Source organism: Pseudomonas sp. FG98 (assembly GCF_057808595.1).
Genome location: NZ_JBMDIJ010000004.1, coordinates 212907 through 231177 on the forward strand (window position 1 = coordinate 212907; position 18271 = coordinate 231177).

The window sequence follows — 18271 nt, forward strand, 5'->3', positions numbered from 1 at the left end:
CGAGTTATCCCTTGGCTTTGCGGGCGATGACGGCGTTCACCGGGGTGACCGGGAAACGCAGTCCGTTGATCTGTTCCACGGCGCGGAAGCCGAGGTTTTCCAGGGTGCTGGCAAGTTCGCCCTGGGCCAGGACATGGCGCCCTTGCAGGCGCATGTGCAGGTAATAAGGCAGCACCTGCGCGGCCGCCGGGCGCTGCTCCGGCACTTCGGCCTGGCACACCAGCAACACGCCGCCGGGGCGCAGGGCGGCCTGCAGGCGCAGCAGGGTGGCGGGCAGGTCGTGGACGAAATGCAGCACCGAGGAACACCAGATCAGGTCGTAGCCGCTGCCGATATCGTCGTCGTTGAGGTCGCCGCCGATGGCTTGCAGGCGCTTGCTAAGTCCGGCAGCGGCGATGTTCTCCCGGGCCACGTCGGCGGCCAGGGGGTATTCGAAGACCACGCCTTCGACGGCCGGCAGGCGCTCGGCGAGGGCGATGGCGACCAGGCCGGGGCCGCCGCCGAGGTCGAGGATGCGTTGCAGATGGGGGGCTTCGGGCAGCCTGTCGATCAGGGCAGTAGCGACCTCGCGGGTGACGGCACGCTGTTCCTGGGCAATCTGCAGGCGCGCCGCGTTGGCCCAGGCGGCGGCTATCGCGGTGCTGGCCATGGGCGGGCGCGTCACGCCGTTGCGCAGGTAGTCGCCGAGCTGGCTGCCGGTCTGGCGCATGACCCGGTGGCGGAACAGCAGGGCATCGCCGCAGTAGGCGCTGGCTTCGGCGCGCAGATAAAGGTCGGCCGAAGGCTGGTTGCGGTAGTGCGGCGGATGTTGTTGATCGCGATCGAGCAGGCCGAGGCTCCACAGCAGTTCCAGCAGGTAGCTGGTGCTGGCCGCATCGAGATTCAGACGTTCGGCCAGGGCGCTGGCGCTGGTCGAAGTGGCAAGGTGATCGAACAGGGCGCATTCAAGAGCGGCCTGCAAGGCATCGGCGCCGAGTCCGGCCAATTGCAGATCCCAGCAGGCTTGTAGGGGATGGGGGCTGGTCAGATCCTGGATGTTTTCACGCTGAGGCACGGTAACTCCCTGTACTTGGCCGCGTTCTTCTTAACGAAACAAGCCGTGGCCGAATCACTGAAAAAGGTGATATATATTAAATGAGAATCATTTATGTTAAGTATGCGAGCCGGAGCCGTTCCTATGCGAAGCGCGCGGCCCGCACACCGCAGGGATGTCGTCATGAGCACAATGAAAGGGAGTTGCCGTCTCGGCCTCGATCACCCCCGGCAACGTTCGGTGCAGGCTGATGGGCGCTTGCGCATGCAGCTGGCCGAGGATGTCGGCAACTGTTATTCCGAGCTGTTGCAGCTGGAGCAGGGGCTGTCGCTGGGGCGCCTGCATTACCACCCGACCCGCACCCTGATCGAGGAAACCTGCGGACCCCATGATGGTCATGTGATGGTGGTGACCATCGGCTTGCAGGGGAAATCCGGCTTCCTCGGCAAGGACGGCAGCAACCTCGCCTTCGAGGCCGGGCAGACCACCATCACCGCATTTCGCGCCACCCCCGGCGAGCGCCGCTACCTGGCCAACGAAACCGCCTCGCAGCTACGGGTGGTGATCGACCAGCCGACCCTGTGCAAGTACGTCGGCGAAGAACGCGCTGCCCAGGTGCTGGGTAGCGGGCGCCTGCAGCGCATCGATTTCCGCGCCAGTTCCAAGGCCGCCCAGGCCCATGCCGCGGCACTGGTGCGCTACCTGCAACCGGGGCTGCTGAATCCATCCAACCGTCTGGACCTGCATATCCATACCCTCAGCCTGCTGTCGGAGCAGTTCAACCTGCTGGCGCCGCAGGACGGCACGGCCTCGCCCCTGAGCACCAGCGAGATCGAACGCATCGAGCGTGCGCGCAATATCCTCTGCGAGCAGTTGCATACCGCGCTGACCGTGGAGTACCTGGCCACCAGCGTCGGCATGAACGAGCACAAGCTCAAGGAAGGCTTCCGCTACCTGTTCGATACCACGCCGGCGCGCATGCTTCTCGACCTGAGGATGCGCAAGGCCATGACCCTGCTGGAGTCCGGCCAGCAGGTCGCCCAGGCGGCGTGGCAGGTGGGCTACAAGTACCCGAACAACTTCACCGTGGCCTTTACCCGCTACTTCGGCCGGGCGCCGAAGTCGATCTTCGGCAAGAAGCGCTGAGCACAGCGCGGATCTCTGCATGCATAGTTGAACCTGTGGGAGCTGGCTTGCCAGCGATGAGGCCAGCAGTGACAGATATGTTGTCAGGTCGGGCCTAATCGCTGGCAAGCCAGCTCCCACAGGGTTCACTCAGCGCCTTTCAAGCGCATACATTTTTCAGCCTCTCGCATACCAATCTAAACGAGATTCATTTGCGTTTATCGGTAGTATCACTTCGCCGCCGCAGAGCGGTCATGAAACTGCCATGCACCGATAAACAAGAGTCTCGCCATGTCCTTCTTCATCAGTCCTCCCATGCCTATGCGCCTCAAGCCGCTGGCCTGGTCGATCCTGCTGGCGCTGTCCAGCCCTGCTGCGCTGGCCGACAGCGAAACCCCGGCGGCAAAGCCCGCCACGCCGAACATGGGGCCGGTGGAAATCGAACTGCCTGCCGGGTATCAGGACGCATCGGGCAAGCCTGCGGATCCGGGGAAGGAGCCGCAGGTACTGGAGACGCAGGAGATCACCGCCGAGTGGGAGGAGCGCGACGAGAAGGGGAGCAATGACGTCTATCGCAAGGACATCTCCAGCGTCTATGCCGGCAAGGAAGAGCTGGAGCGCTACAAGGGTACTTCGGTGTCCGATGTGTTCAGCGGCCTGAACGGCGTCTACAGCGGCGACTCGCGCAACAGCGGTGCACTGGACCCGAACATCCGCGGCATCCAGGGTGAGGGGCGGATCCCGGTGACGGTGGATGGCACCGAGCAGGCGATGTCGGTGTGGCAGGGCTCGGGGGGTATTTCCAACCGTAACTATGTCGACCCGAACATGATCGGCAGTATCTCGGTGGAAAAGGGGCCGTCGATCACCGATGGCAGCAAGAGCGGGATTGGTGGCTCGGTGCAGATCAAGACCCTGGATGTCGAAGACATCGTCAAGCCGGGCGAGCCCTGGGGCATCGAGATCAAGACCGAGACGGCGAGCAACTCGGTATCGCCTGGAGACTCCGGGGACGGGCTCTTTGGTCAGGACTATCATGATGTGCCCGGGGCCACGTCCGGCTACGACGGTGTTGTGGGCTTCGCCCTGCCCAATGCTGGTCGAGTGACGCCGCGCAAGGGCTCGGGCGGCACCGATTTCAATTTCGATGACAATGCTTTTCGTATCGCGGCAGGTGCACGGTTGGAGGACTTCGACCTGCTTGCGGCCTACAGCTACCGGCGCAAAGGCAACTACTACAGCGGCAAGGGCGGCAGTCAGCGCTATGAAACCGAAGACTGGCTGGACAAGGCCAAGGCCGAAAGCCAGAACAGCGTACCGGGGGCAGGGAGTTCTTATGTGGCCCAGCTATATCACCCGGGCTATGAGGTCACCAACACGTCGAGCGACATGCGCACCACGCTGCTCAAGGGCACCTGGTATCTGGCTGATGAGCAGAGCCTCAAGCTGTCGTACATGCATACCGATCTGGAGTATGGCGAGAGCTCGCCTTTCTTCAACAGCCTTGCGGTGTTTCAGGGGCTTGATGGTGATCTGAACGTTGGTCTGGAATATCCCCGCTCGCAGGTCAAGCAGGACACCTGGTCGCTCAATTACGCCTGGAATCCTGAAGACAACGACCTGATCAATCTCAAGGCCGGGATCTGGCAGACGCGCAACGACAGCAAGCGCTACCAGACCGGTGATTCCCTCTTTGGCGTCTCTGCGACCGGTTTTGACCGCGATACGGTTTGGGATGCCTGGGTGCATTGCCAGTATTCGGGTAACCCCACCTATTGCGCGGTGGCTCCCACGACCGAACCAACGCCCATGGACAACAGCGATGGGCGCTTCACGATCTTCGCCCGCTCACTGCAAGTCTCGAAGCATGATCGCTGGGGTGTGAACCTGAGCAACCGCATGGAGCTCAGCGACACCTTCAATGTGACCCTGGCCAGTGACTTCAGTCACGAAAAGCTGGATGAAAACTATGCGTCGCCGGCCATGGTGGGCAATCAGGTCGTCTGGGGGACCCAGCACTACGGACCGCGTAGTGGCAACCGTCAGCAATACAACTTCAGTTTCAACAACGAGTGGACGGCGGTTCCGTGGCTGGTGCTCAACGCCGGGGCGCGCTACAGCGACTACAACTCCTTCGATGAAGGGTTGGCCAAACACCGGGAGAATCAGGACAAAAACTGGGAAGTGGGTGATACCACGGTTGGAAGGAAGTTCACCTACCGTCGCTTGATGACGGATGAGGAGGCAACGTCACTCGAGCAGGGACTGCGTGAGATGTACGAGTCGTGGGGCTTCACTCCGGAAGAGGTCGAGCAGGAACTGGCCAGCTCGCTGAGCTCGTCTCGGGTCAACGGGCTCTATTACACAACTGAGCAAACCTTCACGGCGGCCTATGACGGCTTCAAGATCGACAGTTCCACCAACCAGTTCCTCAACGGCACCATCGACCTCAATGAGACGGTGACCAACCCCCAAGGGACTACCGGCACAGCCAAGCGCTACATCGAGCCAGCGGTTTCCTCGCCCGTCACGGTTGCACCTGCGGAAAAGTGGAGCAAGCCCAAGAAACGTCGTGACCATGCCTGGACGCCGATACTGGGGGCCACGTTCCTGCTGACCGATCACGCCCGTGTCTATGTGCGCTATAGCGAAATGGTACGTTTCCCGACGCTCTATGAAGACACCCAGGCCGGTACTTCATTCGGTCGCAGTTCGACCCATGCGATGGACCCGGAGCATGCCTACAACTGGGAAGTCGGTTATGTCCACGACCTGCGCAGTTTCCTGCCGGACTGGCGCCACGCCGATTTCCGTATCAACTACTACAAGAACGAAATCCACGACTTCATCGACCGGGACGCGATGTACAACATCGTCCAGTTCGACAAGAAGACCTATTCCGGCATCGAGTTGCAGACCCGCACCGATACCGGGCGCTACTTCAGCAACTTCGGTATCAGCTACCGACTTGAGCAGAAACTCTGCGACAAGGATTACGCGGCGACCCTCGATCCTATCTACAACAAGGCGATCGACAGCTGTGTCACCGGCGGTTTTCCTTCGACCATGTCCCGCGTCAGCCTGCAGCCGAAGTACTCGATCAACCTGGATGGTGGTGTGCGGTTGTTCGACGAGAAGCTCGAACTGGGCGGCCGGATGGTCTACCACAGCAGTGCCGAAAACAAGGAAGAGGCGAAGTGGATCGCCAGTGGCGTCACCGGTGCAGAAGCCTTTGGCCGGCCTTATCGCTGGCACCCGATCTGGGTCTTCGATGCCTTCGCCAGTTATCAGGTAACCGAGAATCTCGATGTCGACTTCGGCATCAACAACATCACCAACCGTTACTACATCGATCCATTGGCCCGGGCCATGTTGCCGGCGCCAGGTCGCACCATGAAGTTGGGAATGACCGTTCGTTTCTGATGAGTGACGGGAACTTATTTTTTGCTGTTTTTTATTAAAAACAGTGTTTTTTCAACTATCCAAGGAGGTTCCATGAAAAAGCTGTTTGTTGTTTCCGCATTGTCCCTGATGGCATCCACCAGCTTTGCTGCCACCGTTTCCGGTGGTTCGTCCAGCAGCTATGTCACCGCTGCAGCGTCGAACATGATGGCCGTCGGCACTGCCGGTATCGCCATGCCGACTACTGTCGGCGGCACTGCGGATATCACCAAGGTCGTCAGCTTTGCGGCTGGCCCGATTGCCCAGACCAACGCAAAACTGTCCAGCTCGGGCTTCTCGTCGGCGATCATTACCCAGACCAACCCGGTCACTGGTGTAACTTCCAACGTCTCCGAGACCTGGAAAAACACCTACGCCTACAACACCAACGTCTACGCCTACCGCCAGATCGATGACCCGCTCCCGAACTACCCGCAGTTCGGCGGTGAAGTCATCGCCAAGGTCTCCGGTGCCGAGGTGTACTTCGGCGAATGGGCGCCACGCAAGACCGGCACCCAGCCGCTGAACAGCACTGACCTTAACCTGTCCAGTGCTGACCGTACTGTCTGGTTCGTCGGCGAGAACCCGACCACCAGCATGCCAACCCTGGTCAATGCCAAGTACAACGTGGTCGGCATCAACCAGTACAACCCAGGCACTGGCGCAGGTGTTTCCTCGGGTGTTCTGACTGCCAACTACAGCGGCAGCACCGGCACCCTGAGCGGCAGCCTGACCGGCGCCAGCGGTACCCTGAACCTGGGCTCCAGCACCATTTCGTCCAACGGTTCGTTCCTGCGTGCAGACGGCAAGGTGACTGGTCAGTTCTACGGCAGCAGTGCCGAAGCCCTGGCGGGTATCTACGTTAACGGCACCACCAAGGTCGCCTTCGGCGGCGCCAAGCAGTAACACCCGCGAGTCATTGGAGGAGGGCGCTTCGGCGCCCCCTTCCGACCCCCAATTCCTTTCTGTCCCGGACCGATCACCATGCTGCCGTCCCTGCGGGTGCACGTCGCCCTGCTGTGTTTCTCGACCCTGTTTTCCACCGCGCTGCTGGCCGACGATGACGACACCCGTCTGCTCCTGAACAAGATCGACCGCAGCGCCGAAGCGCGCGAGCGGGCCAATCTTGGCGCGCCGGACCCGGCCGAGAACGACGCGTCGCTGATAACGATCGAGGGGCAGACCTACAACGTGCAGAACACCCTCGCCGACCTGGGGCCGGCGATCTATGTCTCGATCAACCTGCAGCAGTGGGGCAAGGTGCGCCAGTTCGTCGAGCGCTACCGGCAACTGCCTGGCCACGAAGCAGCGCTGGTGGAAATGGCAGAGGGCCTGATCGACCGCAGCGAGCGCCGCTACAAGCAGGCCATCGCCCATCTGCGCCGGGCCGATGAGTTACAGCCCGGTTTCGTGCGCGCACGCCTGGAGCTGGCCCGGACATTGTTCGAGGACAACCAGACCCGTGAGGCCGAGACGCTGTTCCGAGAGGTCGCCGCGACCGATGTGCCCGAGCAGGTGCTGAGCGTGCTCGGCGAGTACCACAAGGGCATCGACCTGCGCCGCCAGTGGCATGGCTCGGCGTCCCTGGGCTTCGGCTACAACAGCAACATCAACCAGGGCAATGGCATGACCACCACCACCCAGGTCTGCTCGGTGTTCTTCGACTGCTTCGACTACACCCGGCAGATGCCCAAGCGGATCACCTCGTCCAGCCTGGTCTACGACGTCGCGGCCGAGCGGCGTTTCCAGATTGCCGGCAACCATCATCTGTTGGTGCGGGGCCTCAGCTACGGCAACAACTACGACCGGCACAGCGATGTGGACGATGTCGAGACCTGGTACGACGACAACACCAGCGTCCTGTACGCCGGCTACAACTTCCAGAGTGCCTTGAACGATGTGTCGCTGACGCCGCTGTTCGAGAACTACTACAACGACCATCACACCAAGTACCAGGCCAGTGGTGTGCGCGGGGAGTGGAAGCACAACCTGAGCAACCGCCTGCAGCTCGGCTTGCAGCTTCAGCACAAGCACTACCGCTTCCAGGGTGAGCAACGCGACTACTTTGACGACTACGACGAGCGCCAGGTGGGCACTTCGCTGTCGTACCTGCTCGATCCGCAGACCCTGGTGTTCGGCGGCGTCACCTACACCCGCCGAAGCCAGGACGCCGACACAGCGAGCAACCGCGAATACATGGGCAGCCTCGGTGCGTATCACAGCTTCGATATCGGCGTGAACCTGAGCCTGATCGGCCTGTACCGCAGTACCCGCTATGACGAGCCGGATGCCTTCCTCGGTGGCCTGCGCAAGGACCGCCAGCAGATCTACATCGCCAGCCTGAGCATGCCGCGTCTGGCCTTCGCCGGCGTGGTGCCGACCCTGTACGCCAAGCGCACGGTCACCGACAGCACCATCGACTGGGCCTATAGCTACCGGCAGACCGAGCTGGCGTTGAAGTTCGAGAAGACGTTCTGAGAGGGGCCTCGGTATTCGCCGGGGCTTTCCTGCAGGCATAAAAAAACCCGCTTTCGCGGGTTTCTCTAGAATATGGTGCCCAGAAGAAGACTCGAACTTCCACGACCGTAAGGTCACCAGCACCTGAAGCTGGCGTGTCTACCAATTTCACCATCTGGGCATTTCGCTGATTTCGCTTCGACGTAGTGTTTTACATCGTGCGGCTTCTCAACTATAACGACGGTCTCCGTCGCTGTGGTGCGCACTATACGGATGCCCCTTGGGGCTGTAAACCCCCCGTTTCAAAAAAATCTTAAAAAATTCAAGCCGTTGATCGACCGAAGCATGAAGTTCATTTACAGGCCCGTTCACAGGCCGTCCCAAGCGGGGCTGTCCAAGGCTGAAATTTCCGGTTTCAATACGGCTATGCCAAACTAACCCTTATATAGACAAGGTGAACCCCTCCTAATGGCCGATTGGCAGTCCCTCGATCCCGAGGCCGCTCGTGAAGCGGAAAAATACGAAAACCCCATCCCTAGCCGTGAGCTGATCCTCCAGCACCTCGCCGAACGAGGCTCGCCGGCTGCGCGCGAGCAACTGGTTGAGGAATTCGGTTTGCACACCGAGGATCAGATCGAGGCCCTGCGCCGCCGCCTGCGGGCGATGGAGCGCGACGGTCAGCTGATCTACACCCGGCGCGGCACCTATGCCCCGGTGGACAAGCTCGACCTGATCCTCGGCCGTGTTTCCGGCCATCGCGACGGCTTCGGCTTCCTGATTCCGGACGACGGTACTGAAGACCTGTTCCTCAGTCCGTCGCAAATGCGCCTGGTGTTCGACGGCGACCGCGCCCTGGCCCGGGTCTCCGGTGTCGACCGCCGCGGCCGCCGCGAAGGCGTGCTGGTGGAGATCATCTCCCGCGCCCACGAAAGCATCGTCGGTCGCTACTTCGAAGAGGGTGGCATCGGCTTCGTTACTGCCGACAACCCGAAGATCCAGCAGGAAGTGCTGGTCACCCCGGGCCGCAACGCCGGCGCCAAGATCGGCCAGTTCGTCGAGGTGAAGATCACCCACTGGCCGACCCCGCGTTTCCAGCCGCAGGGCGATGTCGTCGAAGTGATCGGCAACTACATGGCGCCGGGCATGGAAATCGACGTGGCGCTGCGCAGCTACGACATTCCCCACGTATGGCCCGAGGCGGTGCTCAAGGAAGCCCGCAAGCTCAAGCCGGACGTGGAAGAGAAGGACAAGGAAAAGCGCATCGACCTGCGCCACCTGCCGTTCGTCACCATCGACGGTGAAGACGCTCGCGACTTCGACGATGCCGTGTATTGCGAAAGCCTCGGCAAGCTGCGCCTGTTCTCCGGTGGCTGGCGCCTGTACGTGGCGATCGCCGACGTTTCCAGCTACGTTCGCCTCGGCTCGGCGCTGGATGCCGAAGCCCAGGTGCGCGGCAACTCGGTGTACTTCCCCGAGCGGGTGATCCCGATGCTGCCGGAGGAGTTGTCCAACGGCCTGTGCTCGCTGAACCCGCACGTCGATCGCCTGGCCATGGTCTGCGAAATGACCATGAACAAGTCCGGCCAGATGGTCGATTACCAGTTCTACGAAGCGGTGATCCACTCCCATGCGCGGCTGACCTACAACAAGGTCAGCAGCATGCTGGAGCACGCCCGCACCCGCGAAGGCCGTGCCCTGCGCGAGGAATACAGCGAAGTGCTGCCGCACCTGAAGCAGCTTTATTCGCTGTACAAGGTGTTGCTGGCCGCTCGCCACACCCGTGGTGCGATCGACTTCGAGACCCAGGAAACCCGCATCATCTTCGGTTCCGAGCGCAAGATCGCGGAGATCCGTCCGACCGTGCGCAACGATGCGCACAAGCTGATCGAGGAATGCATGCTGGCGGCCAACGTCGCCACCGCCGAGTTCCTCAAGAAGCACGAGATTCCGGCCCTGTACCGGGTCCACGATGGCCCGCCGCCGGAGCGCCTGGAAAAACTCCGCGCCTTCCTCGGTGAGCTCGGCCTGTCCCTGCACAAGGGCAAGGATCCGTCGCCGAAGGACTACCAGGCGCTGCTGGCGAGTATCGCCGACCGCCCGGATTTCCACCTGATCCAGACCGTGATGCTGCGCTCCCTGAGCCAGGCGGTGTACAGCTCCGAAAACAACGGCCACTTCGGCCTGAACTACGAGGCGTACACCCACTTCACCTCGCCGATCCGTCGCTACCCCGACCTGCTGGTGCACCGTGCCATCCGCAGCGTGATCCGTTCCCGCCAGGAAACCCCGCACGTCAAGCGCGCGGGTGCCATGAGCATTCCCAAGGCGCGGATCTACCCGTACGACGAAAACACCCTGGAGCAACTGGGCGAACAGTGCTCGATGAGCGAGCGCCGCGCCGACGAGGCCACTCGCGACGTGGTCAACTGGCTCAAGTGCGAATACATGAAGGACCGCGTTGGCGAATCCTTCCCCGGCGTGATCACCGCGGTGACCGGCTTCGGCCTGTTCGTCGAGCTGACCGACATCTATGTCGAAGGCATGGTCCACGTCAGCGCGCTGCCGGGTGACTACTACCATTTCGATCCGGTTCACCATCGCCTGACCGGTGAGCGCACCGGTCGCAGCTTCCGCCTGGGCGACACCGTCGAAGTGCGGGTGATGCGCGTCGATCTGGAGCAGCGCAAGATCGACTTCGAAATGGCCGAGAACACCCTGAAGGCGCCAATCGGGCGCAAGCAGCGTGGCGCCGAGCCGGCCGTGACCGGGGCGAAGATCGCCGTGGGTGGCAAGTCGACGTCCGCGCCGGCTCCGGCGAAGGAAGAGCGTCCGGCTCGCCGCAGCAAGAAGGACGAAACTTCCGAGGCCTATTTCTCCTCCCATGCCGCGACGAACAACGCCGAGGTGCGCAAGAGCCGGGAAATGAAGAAAGCGCTGATGGCCGACGCCAAGCATGCCCATGGCAGCAAGCCGGCGGGCAAGTCTTCCGGCAAGTCGGAGAAACCGACCAAACACCGCAAGGGGCCGTCCAAGTCCGGTTCCTCTTCGCGTAAAACCAAAGGCAAGTCATGAGTCAGTTGGAAAAGATCTACGGTGTGCATGCCGTAGAAGCCCTGTTGCGCTTTCACCCCAAGCGGGTCAAGCAGATCTGGCTGTCCGAAGGCCGTAGCGAGCCGCGCCTGCAGGCGTTGCTGGCGCTGGCTGCGGAATACCGGGTAAGTGTCGGCCAGGCCGAGCGTCGCGAAATGGACGCCTGGGTCGACGGCGTGCACCAGGGTGTGGTCGCTGAGGTCAGCCCCAGCCAGGTCTGGGGCGAGGCGATGCTCGAAGAGCTGCTGGAGCGTACCGAGAAGGTGCCGCTGCTGCTGGTGCTCGACGGCGTCACCGACCCGCACAACCTGGGTGCCTGCCTGCGTACCGCCGATGCTGCCGGCGCGCTGGCGGTGATCGTGCCCAAGGACAAGTCGGCAACCCTGACTGCCGCCGTGCGCAAGGTCGCTTGCGGTGCTGCCGAAGTGATCCCGCTGGTGGCCGTGACCAACCTGGCGCGGACTCTGGAAAAGCTCCAGCAGCGTGGCCTGTGGGTAGTCGGCACCGCCGGCGAAGCCCAGCAGGAGCTGTATCAGCAGGACATGACCGGGCCGACCGTGCTGGTCATGGGCGCCGAAGGCAAGGGCATGCGCCGCCTGACCCGCGAGCACTGCGATTTCCTGGTGAAATTGCCGATGGCCGGTAGCGTCAGCAGCCTGAACGTCTCGGTGGCGACCGGGGTTTGCCTGTTCGAGGTCGTTCGGCAGCGTTCCGCCAACAAGTGATTCGTTGACCCCAATCGCTGGCAAGCCAGCTCCCACAGGATCGAGTGCACCGCTGACCCTGTGGGAGCTGGCTTGCCAGCGATGCTTTTGGGGCGCTGCTCAATATTTCACCAATTACCTTGCTTGTCCCACTGCGCTTCTCTACAATTGCGCGCCTTGTCCCGGGCATACGTGCCTGGTTCAGGACAAGACATACAAGTGTCATTCACTCCTTGTCTGACCGCATTGTCGGCAGACTACAACCCGTAAGGAGCATTCATGCGTCATTACGAAATCATCTTCCTGGTTCACCCGGACCAGAGCGAGCAAGTCGGCGGCATGGTTGAGCGTTACACCAAGCTGATCGAAGAAGACGGCGGCAAGATCCACCGTCTGGAAGACTGGGGCCGTCGTCAACTGGCCTACGCAATCAACAATGTTCACAAGGCTCACTACGTGATGCTGAACGTTGAGTGCACCGGCAAGGCCCTGGCCGAGCTGGAAGACAACTTCCGCTACAACGATGCCGTGATCCGTAACCTGGTCATCCGTCGCGACGAAGCCGTCACCGGTCAGTCCGAGATGCTGAAGGCTGAAGAAAACCGCAGCGAGCGCCGTGAGCGTCGTGACCGTCCTGAGCATGCTGACAGCGCCGAAGGCGACGACAGCAATGACAGCGACAACAGCGATAACGCTGACGAGTAATCCACGGATCTTTTGAGGAGCCTATTACATGGCACGTTTCTTCCGTCGTCGTAAATTCTGCCGCTTCACTGCTGAAGACGTGAAAGAGATCGATTACAAAGATCTCAACACCCTGAAAGCTTACGTATCCGAAACCGGCAAGATCGTTCCAAGCCGTATCACTGGTACCAAAGCTCGTTATCAGCGTCAGCTGGCTACCGCTATCAAGCGCGCCCGCTTCCTGGCCCTGCTGCCCTACACCGACAGCCACGGCCGCTGAGACCGGGTCGTCGACAAGTAGCAAAGGATAGATTGCATGCGGGCCCTGGCTGATTTCATCATGCGCGGTCGCGTGCAGGCCACTCTGGTAGTGGTTGGTTGTGCGGCATTGCCGCTGCTGTTCTGGTTGAGTGCCGCCGCCGGGAGCCTGGTGTTCCTGCGGCGCGGTTTCAAGGATGCCTCCGGTGTCCTTGCCTGGGCTTTACTGCCGGCGTTGGCCTGGTGGTTCTTCGGCGAGCCGCGCACCTTGATGGTGTTGCTGGGTACGCTGGGTCTGGCAGCGCTGTTGCGCGCCGGGCAGTCCTGGAACCGGGTGCTGTTGTCCAGCATCGCCCTGGGCCTGGTGTATGGCGCCGTTCTGGGTTCGGTGTTCCGCGAACCGATCGACACCCTCGCGCAAGAGATCGCCAAGATCCTTCCGCAGATGCTCGACGGGATCTACCAGCAATTGTCGGTAGAAGAGCGGGGCCGACTGGAAGGGCTGATCGCACCGGTGCTTACCGGCCTGATTGCGGCCTTGCTGCAAGCGGTCAGTGTGATGGCCCTGATGTTGGGTCGCTACTGGCAGGCAGCCTTGTATAACCCGGGAGGCTTCGGCAGCGAGTTTCGCGCCGTAAGACTGCCGCTGGCGGCGTCGCTGTCGCTGTTGGTGTTGATCCTGGTCGGGCCGAACTTCGGTACCGGACTGGGCATGTTGACACCACTGTGCACCGTGCCGCTGGTCTTCGCCGGACTGGCCATGATTCATGGCCTGGTGGCGCAAGGGCGACTGGCGAAGTTCTGGCTGGTCGGGTTGTACATAACGCTGCTGCTGTTCATGCAGCTGATTTATCCGTTGCTCGTGGTTCTGGCCATTGTCGACAGCCTGATTGATTTTCGCGGACGCGGGGCGTCCAAGGACGCCGGTAACGGCTCCGCGAACGGTGAAGGTTAAAAGTTAAGAGGTTTATACCAAATGGAACTGATCCTGCTGGAAAAAGTCGCCAACCTGGGCAACCTGGGCGACAAAGTTAAAGTCAAGGCTGGTTACGGTCGTAACTTCCTGCTGCCATTCGGCAAGGCCACCGTTGCCAACGCCGCTAACCTGGCTGCATTCGAAGAGCGTCGTGCCGAGCTGGAAAAAGCTGCTGCCGACAAGAAAGCCTCGGCTGAAAGCCGCGCCGCTCAACTGGCCGAGCTGGAAGTCACCATCACCGCTACCGCTGGTGATGAAGGCAAGCTGTTCGGTTCGATCGGCACCCACGACATCGCTGACGCACTGACCGCCTCCGGCGTTGAAGTTGCCAAAGCTGAAGTTCGTCTGCCGAACGGCACCATCCGTCAGGTTGGCGAATACGACGTAGCCGTGCACCTGCACAGCGACGTCGAAGCCACCGTACGCGTGGTCGTCGTAGCAGCCTAAGCTGTATCGATCGGCTGGTTCCTTCGGAAACAGCCGGTTAACATCGGGCACGATCCTGCATTGCAGGTCGTGCCCTTTGTCTTTTTCACCCCCCAGATTTCCAGGTGGCCATGAACGAGATAACCGCCCCAGAGCAATATGATCTGCAAACCGCCGCGCTGAAGGTGCCGCCGCATTCCATCGAGGCCGAACAGGCCGTGCTCGGTGGCCTGATGCTGGACAACAACGCCTGGGAGCGCGTGCTCGATCAAGTCTCCGATGGCGACTTCTACCGGCATGACCACCGCCTGATCTTCCGTGCCATCCACAAGCTGGTCGACCAGAACGTCCCGTTCGACGTGGTGACCCTGCACGAGCAGCTCGACAAGGAAGGCCTCAGCTCGCAGGTCGGCGGCCTCGGCTACCTCGGCGAGCTGGCGAAGAACACCCCGTCGGTGGCCAACATCAAGGCCTATGCGCAGATCATTCGCGAGCGTTCGACCCTGCGCCAGCTGATCAGCATCAGCAACGACATCGCCGACAGCGCCTTCAACCCGCAAGGGCGCAACGCCGAAGAGATCCTCGACGAAGCCGAGCGGCAGATCTTCCAGATCGCCGAAGCCCGCCCGAAAACCGGCGGCCCGGTAGGGGTCAACGAACTGCTGACCAAGGCCATCGACCGCATCGACACGCTGTTCAACTCCGACAGCGAGATCACCGGCCTGTCCACCGGCTACACCGACCTCGACGAGAAGACCAGCGGCCTGCAACCGGCCGACCTGATCATCGTCGCCGGCCGTCCGTCGATGGGTAAGACCACCTTCGCCATGAACCTGGTGGAAAACGCCGTGTTGCGCAGCGACAAGGCGGTGCTGGTGTACTCCCTCGAGATGCCAGGCGAATCGCTGATCATGCGTATGCTCTCGTCCCTCGGCCGCATCGACCAGACCAAGGTGCGTTCAGGTCAACTGGACGACGATGACTGGCCGCGGCTGACCTCGGCGGTCAACCTGCTCAACGACCGCAAGCTGTTCATCGACGATACCGCTGGCATCAGCCCGTCGGAAATGCGCGCGCGGACCCGCCGTCTGGTTCGCGAGCACGGCGACATCGCCATGATCATGATCGACTACCTCCAGCTGATGCAGATCCCCGGCTCCAGCGGCGACAACCGGACCAACGAGATTTCCGAGATCTCCCGTTCCCTCAAGGCCCTGGCCAAGGAATTCAACTGCCCGGTCATCGCCCTGTCGCAGCTCAACCGCTCCCTCGAACAGCGCCCGAACAAGCGCCCGGTGAACTCCGACTTGCGGGAATCCGGAGCGATCGAGCAGGACGCCGACGTGATCATGTTCGTCTACCGTGACGAGGTGTATCACCCCGAGACCGAGCACAAGGGCATCGCCGAGATCATCATCGGCAAGCAGCGGAACGGCCCGATCGGCTTTATCCGCCTGGCCTTCATCGGCAAGTACACGCGTTTCGAAAACCTCGCCCCGGGCAGCTACAACTTCGACGACGACGAGTAAGAAAATCGCTTCACCAATTCCGACCTTCAGCGTCGGAATTGGTCAAATTTTGTGCTATTCTCCGCGCCCGTGATTTTCCGCCTCCCAAAAAAACCGGTCACTGACATGCAAGCAGCCAAACCACTCTTCGACTATCCCAAGTACTGGGCCGAATGCTTCGGGCCAGCGCCGTTCCTGCCGATGAGCAGGGAGGAGATGGATCAGCTCGGCTGGGACTCCTGCGACATCATCATCGTGACCGGCGACGCCTACGTCGACCATCCGTCGTTCGGCATGGCCATCATCGGCCGCTTGCTGGAGGCCCAGGGCTTCCGCGTCGGCATCATCGCCCAGCCCAACTGGCAGTCGAAAGACGACTTCATGAAGCTCGGCGAACCGAACCTGTTCTTCGGCGTCGCCGCCGGCAACATGGACTCGATGATCAACCGCTACACCGCCGACAAGAAAATCCGTTCGGACGATGCCTACACCCCGGGCGGCCTGGCCGGCAAGCGTCCGGACCGCGCCAGCCTGGTGTACAGCCAGCGCTGCAAGGAAGCCTACAAGCATGTGCCGATCGTCCTTGGCGGCATCGAGGCCTCGCTGCGCCGCATCGCCCACTACGACTACTGGCAGGACAAGGTTCGCCACTCGATCCTGATCGACGCCTGCGCCGACATCCTGCTCTACGGCAACGCCGAGCGCGCCGTGGTGGATATCGCCCAGCGCCTGTCCGCCGGCGAGCGTATCGAAGACATCACCGATATCCGCGGTACCGCCTTCGTCCGTCGTGACACCCCGCAAGGCTGGTACGAGATCGACTCGACCCGCATCGACCGTCCGGGCAAGGTCGACAAGATCATCAACCCCTACGTCAACACCCAGGACACCGCCGCCTGCGCCATCGAGCAGCAGAAGGGCGAGGTGGAAGATCCGAACGAGGCCAAGGTCGTGCAACTGCTCGACAGCCCGCGGATGACCCGGGAAAAGACCGTGATCCGCCTGCCGTCCTTCGAGAAGGTGCGCAACGACGCCGTGCTCTATGCCCACGCCAACCGCGTGTTGCACCTGGAGACCAACCCCGGCAACGCCCGGGCCATGGTGCAGAAGCACGGTGAAATCGACGTCTGGTTCAACCCGCCGCCCATTCCGATGACCACCGAGGAAATGGACTACGTGTTCGGCATGCCCTACGCGCGGATCCCGCATCCGGCCTACGGCAAGGAGCGTATCCCGGCGTACGAAATGATCCGTTTCTCGGTCAACATCATGCGTGGCTGCTTCGGTGGCTGCACCTTCTGCTCGATCACCGAGCACGAAGGGCGGATCATCCAGAACCGCTCCCACGAGTCGATCATTCGCGAGATCGAAGAGATCCGCGACAAGGTCCCCGGCTTTACCGGCGTTATCTCCGACCTCGGCGGCCCGACCGCGAACATGTACCGGATCGCCTGCAAGAGCACCGAGATCGAAACCCACTGCCGCAAGCCATCCTGCGTGTTCCCGGGGATCTGCCCGAACCTGAACACCGACCACTCGGCGCTGATCAAGCTGTACCGCAGCGCCCGTGCCTTGCCTGGGGTGAAGAAGATCCTGATTGCCTCCGGCCTGCGCTACGACCTCGCGGTGGAATCGCCGGAGTACGTGCGCGAACTGGTCACCCACCACGTCGGTGGCTACCTGAAGATCGCCCCGGAGCACACCGAGGAAGGCCCGCTGAACCAGATGATGAAACCTGGTATCGGCACCTACGACCGCTTCAAGCGCATGTTCGAGAAGTTCTCGAAAGAGGCGGGCAAGGAGCAGTACCTGATCCCGTACTTCATCGCCGCGCACCCGGGCACCACCGACGAAGACATGATGAACCTGGCCCTGTGGCTCAAGGGCAACGGCTTCCGCGCCGACCAGGTGCAGGCGTTCTACCCGTCGCCGATGGCCTCGGCCACCGCCATGTATCACTCGGGCAAGAACCCGCTGCGCAAGGTCACCTACAAGAGCGAAGGGGTGACCATCGTCAAGAGCGAGGAGCAGCGCCGCCTGCACAAGGCATTCCTGCGCTACCACGATCCGAAGGGCTGGCCGATGCTGCGCGAGGCCCTGGAGCGCATGGGCCGTGCCGACCTGATCGGCCCGGGCAAGCATCAGTTGATCCCGCTGCACCAGCCGGCGACCGACAGCTACCAGAGCGCCCGGCGCAAGAACTCCACCCCGGCGGGCAGCCACAAGGTGGCCAAGGAACAGAAGATCCTCACCCAGCACACCGGCCTGCCACCGCGTGCCAGCAATGGCGCCAAGCCGTGGGACAAGCGCGAGGAGGCCAAGGCCGCCGCGTTCGCCCGCAACCAGGAAGCGGCCAAGGCGCGCAAGGATGCCGCCAAGGGTGGTAAAGGTGGTAAGGGCAAGACCAAGCGTCAGCCGGTGTTGCCGCGCTAAGCCCCATGACGGGGCATATGCTCCGTCATGAAGCCAGGTCTTGCACATATCCAGTGCATGGTACTGAGGGCCTAATCGCTGCATGGGTATCTACACATCTCTGCCATGCTCAACGCGGACCTTGTGGGAGCGGCTG

Annotated in this window: 13 protein-coding genes and 1 tRNA gene; 12 read left to right on the top strand and 2 right to left on the bottom strand. The window is 61.8% G+C overall.

The features are described from left to right. Positions 1–4 precede the first annotated feature (4 nt). Positions 5–1054 (bottom strand): class I SAM-dependent methyltransferase, encoded by a 1050-nt coding sequence (locus ACODSK_RS04930; RefSeq protein ID WP_489014263.1) that lies wholly within the window; start codon positions 1052–1054, stop codon positions 5–7. 162 nt (positions 1055–1216) lie between these two features. Here ACODSK_RS04930 and ACODSK_RS04935 point away from each other — a divergent pair, with 162 nt between their 5' ends. The 4 genes from ACODSK_RS04935 (at position 1217) to ACODSK_RS04950 (ending at position 8077) form a co-directional block, all read left to right on the top strand. After that, positions 1217–2179 carry a helix-turn-helix domain-containing protein gene (locus ACODSK_RS04935; RefSeq protein ID WP_489014264.1) on the top strand — a complete coding sequence of 321 codons (963 nt, stop codon included), beginning with the start codon at positions 1217–1219 and terminating at the stop codon, positions 2177–2179. Positions 2180–2449: 270 nt separating this feature from the next. Continuing rightward, entirely contained in the window at positions 2450–5581 is a 3132-nt protein-coding gene (locus ACODSK_RS04940) for a TonB-dependent receptor domain-containing protein (RefSeq protein WP_489014266.1), read from the top strand. Positions 5582–5653: 72 nt separating this feature from the next. Next, positions 5654–6505, top strand: coding sequence for a Slam-dependent surface lipoprotein (locus ACODSK_RS04945; RefSeq protein ID WP_489014268.1), 852 nt, complete (start codon positions 5654–5656; stop codon positions 6503–6505). 78 nt (positions 6506–6583) lie between these two features. Beyond that, positions 6584–8077: a surface lipoprotein assembly modifier gene (locus ACODSK_RS04950; protein WP_489014270.1), complete on the top strand. Its 1494-nt coding sequence runs from the start codon at positions 6584–6586 to the stop codon at positions 8075–8077. A 73-nt stretch (positions 8078–8150) separates the two neighbouring features. Here ACODSK_RS04950 and ACODSK_RS04955 read toward each other — a convergent pair. Beyond that, positions 8151–8237 (bottom strand) — tRNA-Leu (locus ACODSK_RS04955). Between the two features lie 287 nt (positions 8238–8524). Between ACODSK_RS04955 and rnr the strand changes: the two genes are divergently transcribed. From rnr to ACODSK_RS04995, 8 genes are all read left to right on the top strand, one after another. Further along, on the top strand, positions 8525–11128 hold the full coding sequence (gene rnr, locus ACODSK_RS04960) for a ribonuclease R (RefSeq protein WP_489014271.1): 2604 nt from the start codon (positions 8525–8527) through the stop codon (positions 11126–11128). Further along, entirely contained in the window at positions 11125–11871 is a 747-nt protein-coding gene (rlmB, locus tag ACODSK_RS04965; protein ID WP_489014272.1) for a 23S rRNA (guanosine(2251)-2'-O)-methyltransferase RlmB, read from the top strand. Before rnr ends, rlmB begins: the two co-directional genes overlap by 4 nt. 258 nt (positions 11872–12129) lie before the next feature. Continuing rightward, positions 12130–12555 (top strand): 30S ribosomal protein S6, encoded by a 426-nt coding sequence (rpsF, locus tag ACODSK_RS04970; protein WP_009403888.1) that lies wholly within the window; start codon positions 12130–12132, stop codon positions 12553–12555. Positions 12556–12583: 28 nt separating this feature from the next. Beyond that, entirely contained in the window at positions 12584–12814 is a 231-nt protein-coding gene (rpsR, locus tag ACODSK_RS04975; RefSeq protein WP_009403887.1) for a 30S ribosomal protein S18, read from the top strand. Positions 12815–12850: 36 nt separating this feature from the next. Further along, positions 12851–13747, top strand: coding sequence for a hypothetical protein (locus tag ACODSK_RS04980; protein ID WP_489014274.1), 897 nt, complete (start codon positions 12851–12853; stop codon positions 13745–13747). 21 nt (positions 13748–13768) lie between these two features. Continuing rightward, positions 13769–14215 carry a 50S ribosomal protein L9 gene (gene rplI / locus ACODSK_RS04985; protein ID WP_003249568.1) on the top strand — a complete coding sequence of 149 codons (447 nt, stop codon included), beginning with the start codon at positions 13769–13771 and terminating at the stop codon, positions 14213–14215. A gap of 110 nt (positions 14216–14325) precedes the next feature. Further along, positions 14326–15723 carry a replicative DNA helicase gene (gene dnaB / locus ACODSK_RS04990; protein WP_330078048.1) on the top strand — a complete coding sequence of 466 codons (1398 nt, stop codon included), beginning with the start codon at positions 14326–14328 and terminating at the stop codon, positions 15721–15723. Between the two features lie 105 nt (positions 15724–15828). Next, positions 15829–18135 carry a YgiQ family radical SAM protein gene (locus ACODSK_RS04995; protein ID WP_489014275.1) on the top strand — a complete coding sequence of 769 codons (2307 nt, stop codon included), beginning with the start codon at positions 15829–15831 and terminating at the stop codon, positions 18133–18135. Positions 18136–18271 lie beyond the last annotated feature (136 nt).

Bases quoted from the DNA above. Each gene is read 5' to 3' on its own strand.
- ACODSK_RS04935 (WP_489014264.1), top strand. From the start codon at position 1,217: ATGAGCACAATGAAAGGGAGTTGCCGTCTCGGCCTCGATCACCCCCGG.
- ACODSK_RS04940 (WP_489014266.1), top strand. From the start codon at position 2,450: ATGTCCTTCTTCATCAGTCCTCCCATGCCTATGCGCCTCAAGCCGCTG.
- ACODSK_RS04945 (WP_489014268.1), top strand. From the start codon at position 5,654: ATGAAAAAGCTGTTTGTTGTTTCCGCATTGTCCCTGATGGCATCCACC.
- ACODSK_RS04950 (WP_489014270.1), top strand. From the start codon at position 6,584: ATGCTGCCGTCCCTGCGGGTGCACGTCGCCCTGCTGTGTTTCTCGACC.
- rnr (WP_489014271.1), top strand. From the start codon at position 8,525: ATGGCCGATTGGCAGTCCCTCGATCCCGAGGCCGCTCGTGAAGCGGAA.
- rlmB (WP_489014272.1), top strand. From the start codon at position 11,125: ATGAGTCAGTTGGAAAAGATCTACGGTGTGCATGCCGTAGAAGCCCTG.
- rpsF (WP_009403888.1), top strand. From the start codon at position 12,130: ATGCGTCATTACGAAATCATCTTCCTGGTTCACCCGGACCAGAGCGAG.
- rpsR (WP_009403887.1), top strand. From the start codon at position 12,584: ATGGCACGTTTCTTCCGTCGTCGTAAATTCTGCCGCTTCACTGCTGAA.
- ACODSK_RS04980 (WP_489014274.1), top strand. From the start codon at position 12,851: ATGCGGGCCCTGGCTGATTTCATCATGCGCGGTCGCGTGCAGGCCACT.
- rplI (WP_003249568.1), top strand. From the start codon at position 13,769: ATGGAACTGATCCTGCTGGAAAAAGTCGCCAACCTGGGCAACCTGGGC.
- dnaB (WP_330078048.1), top strand. From the start codon at position 14,326: ATGAACGAGATAACCGCCCCAGAGCAATATGATCTGCAAACCGCCGCG.
- ACODSK_RS04995 (WP_489014275.1), top strand. From the start codon at position 15,829: ATGCAAGCAGCCAAACCACTCTTCGACTATCCCAAGTACTGGGCCGAA.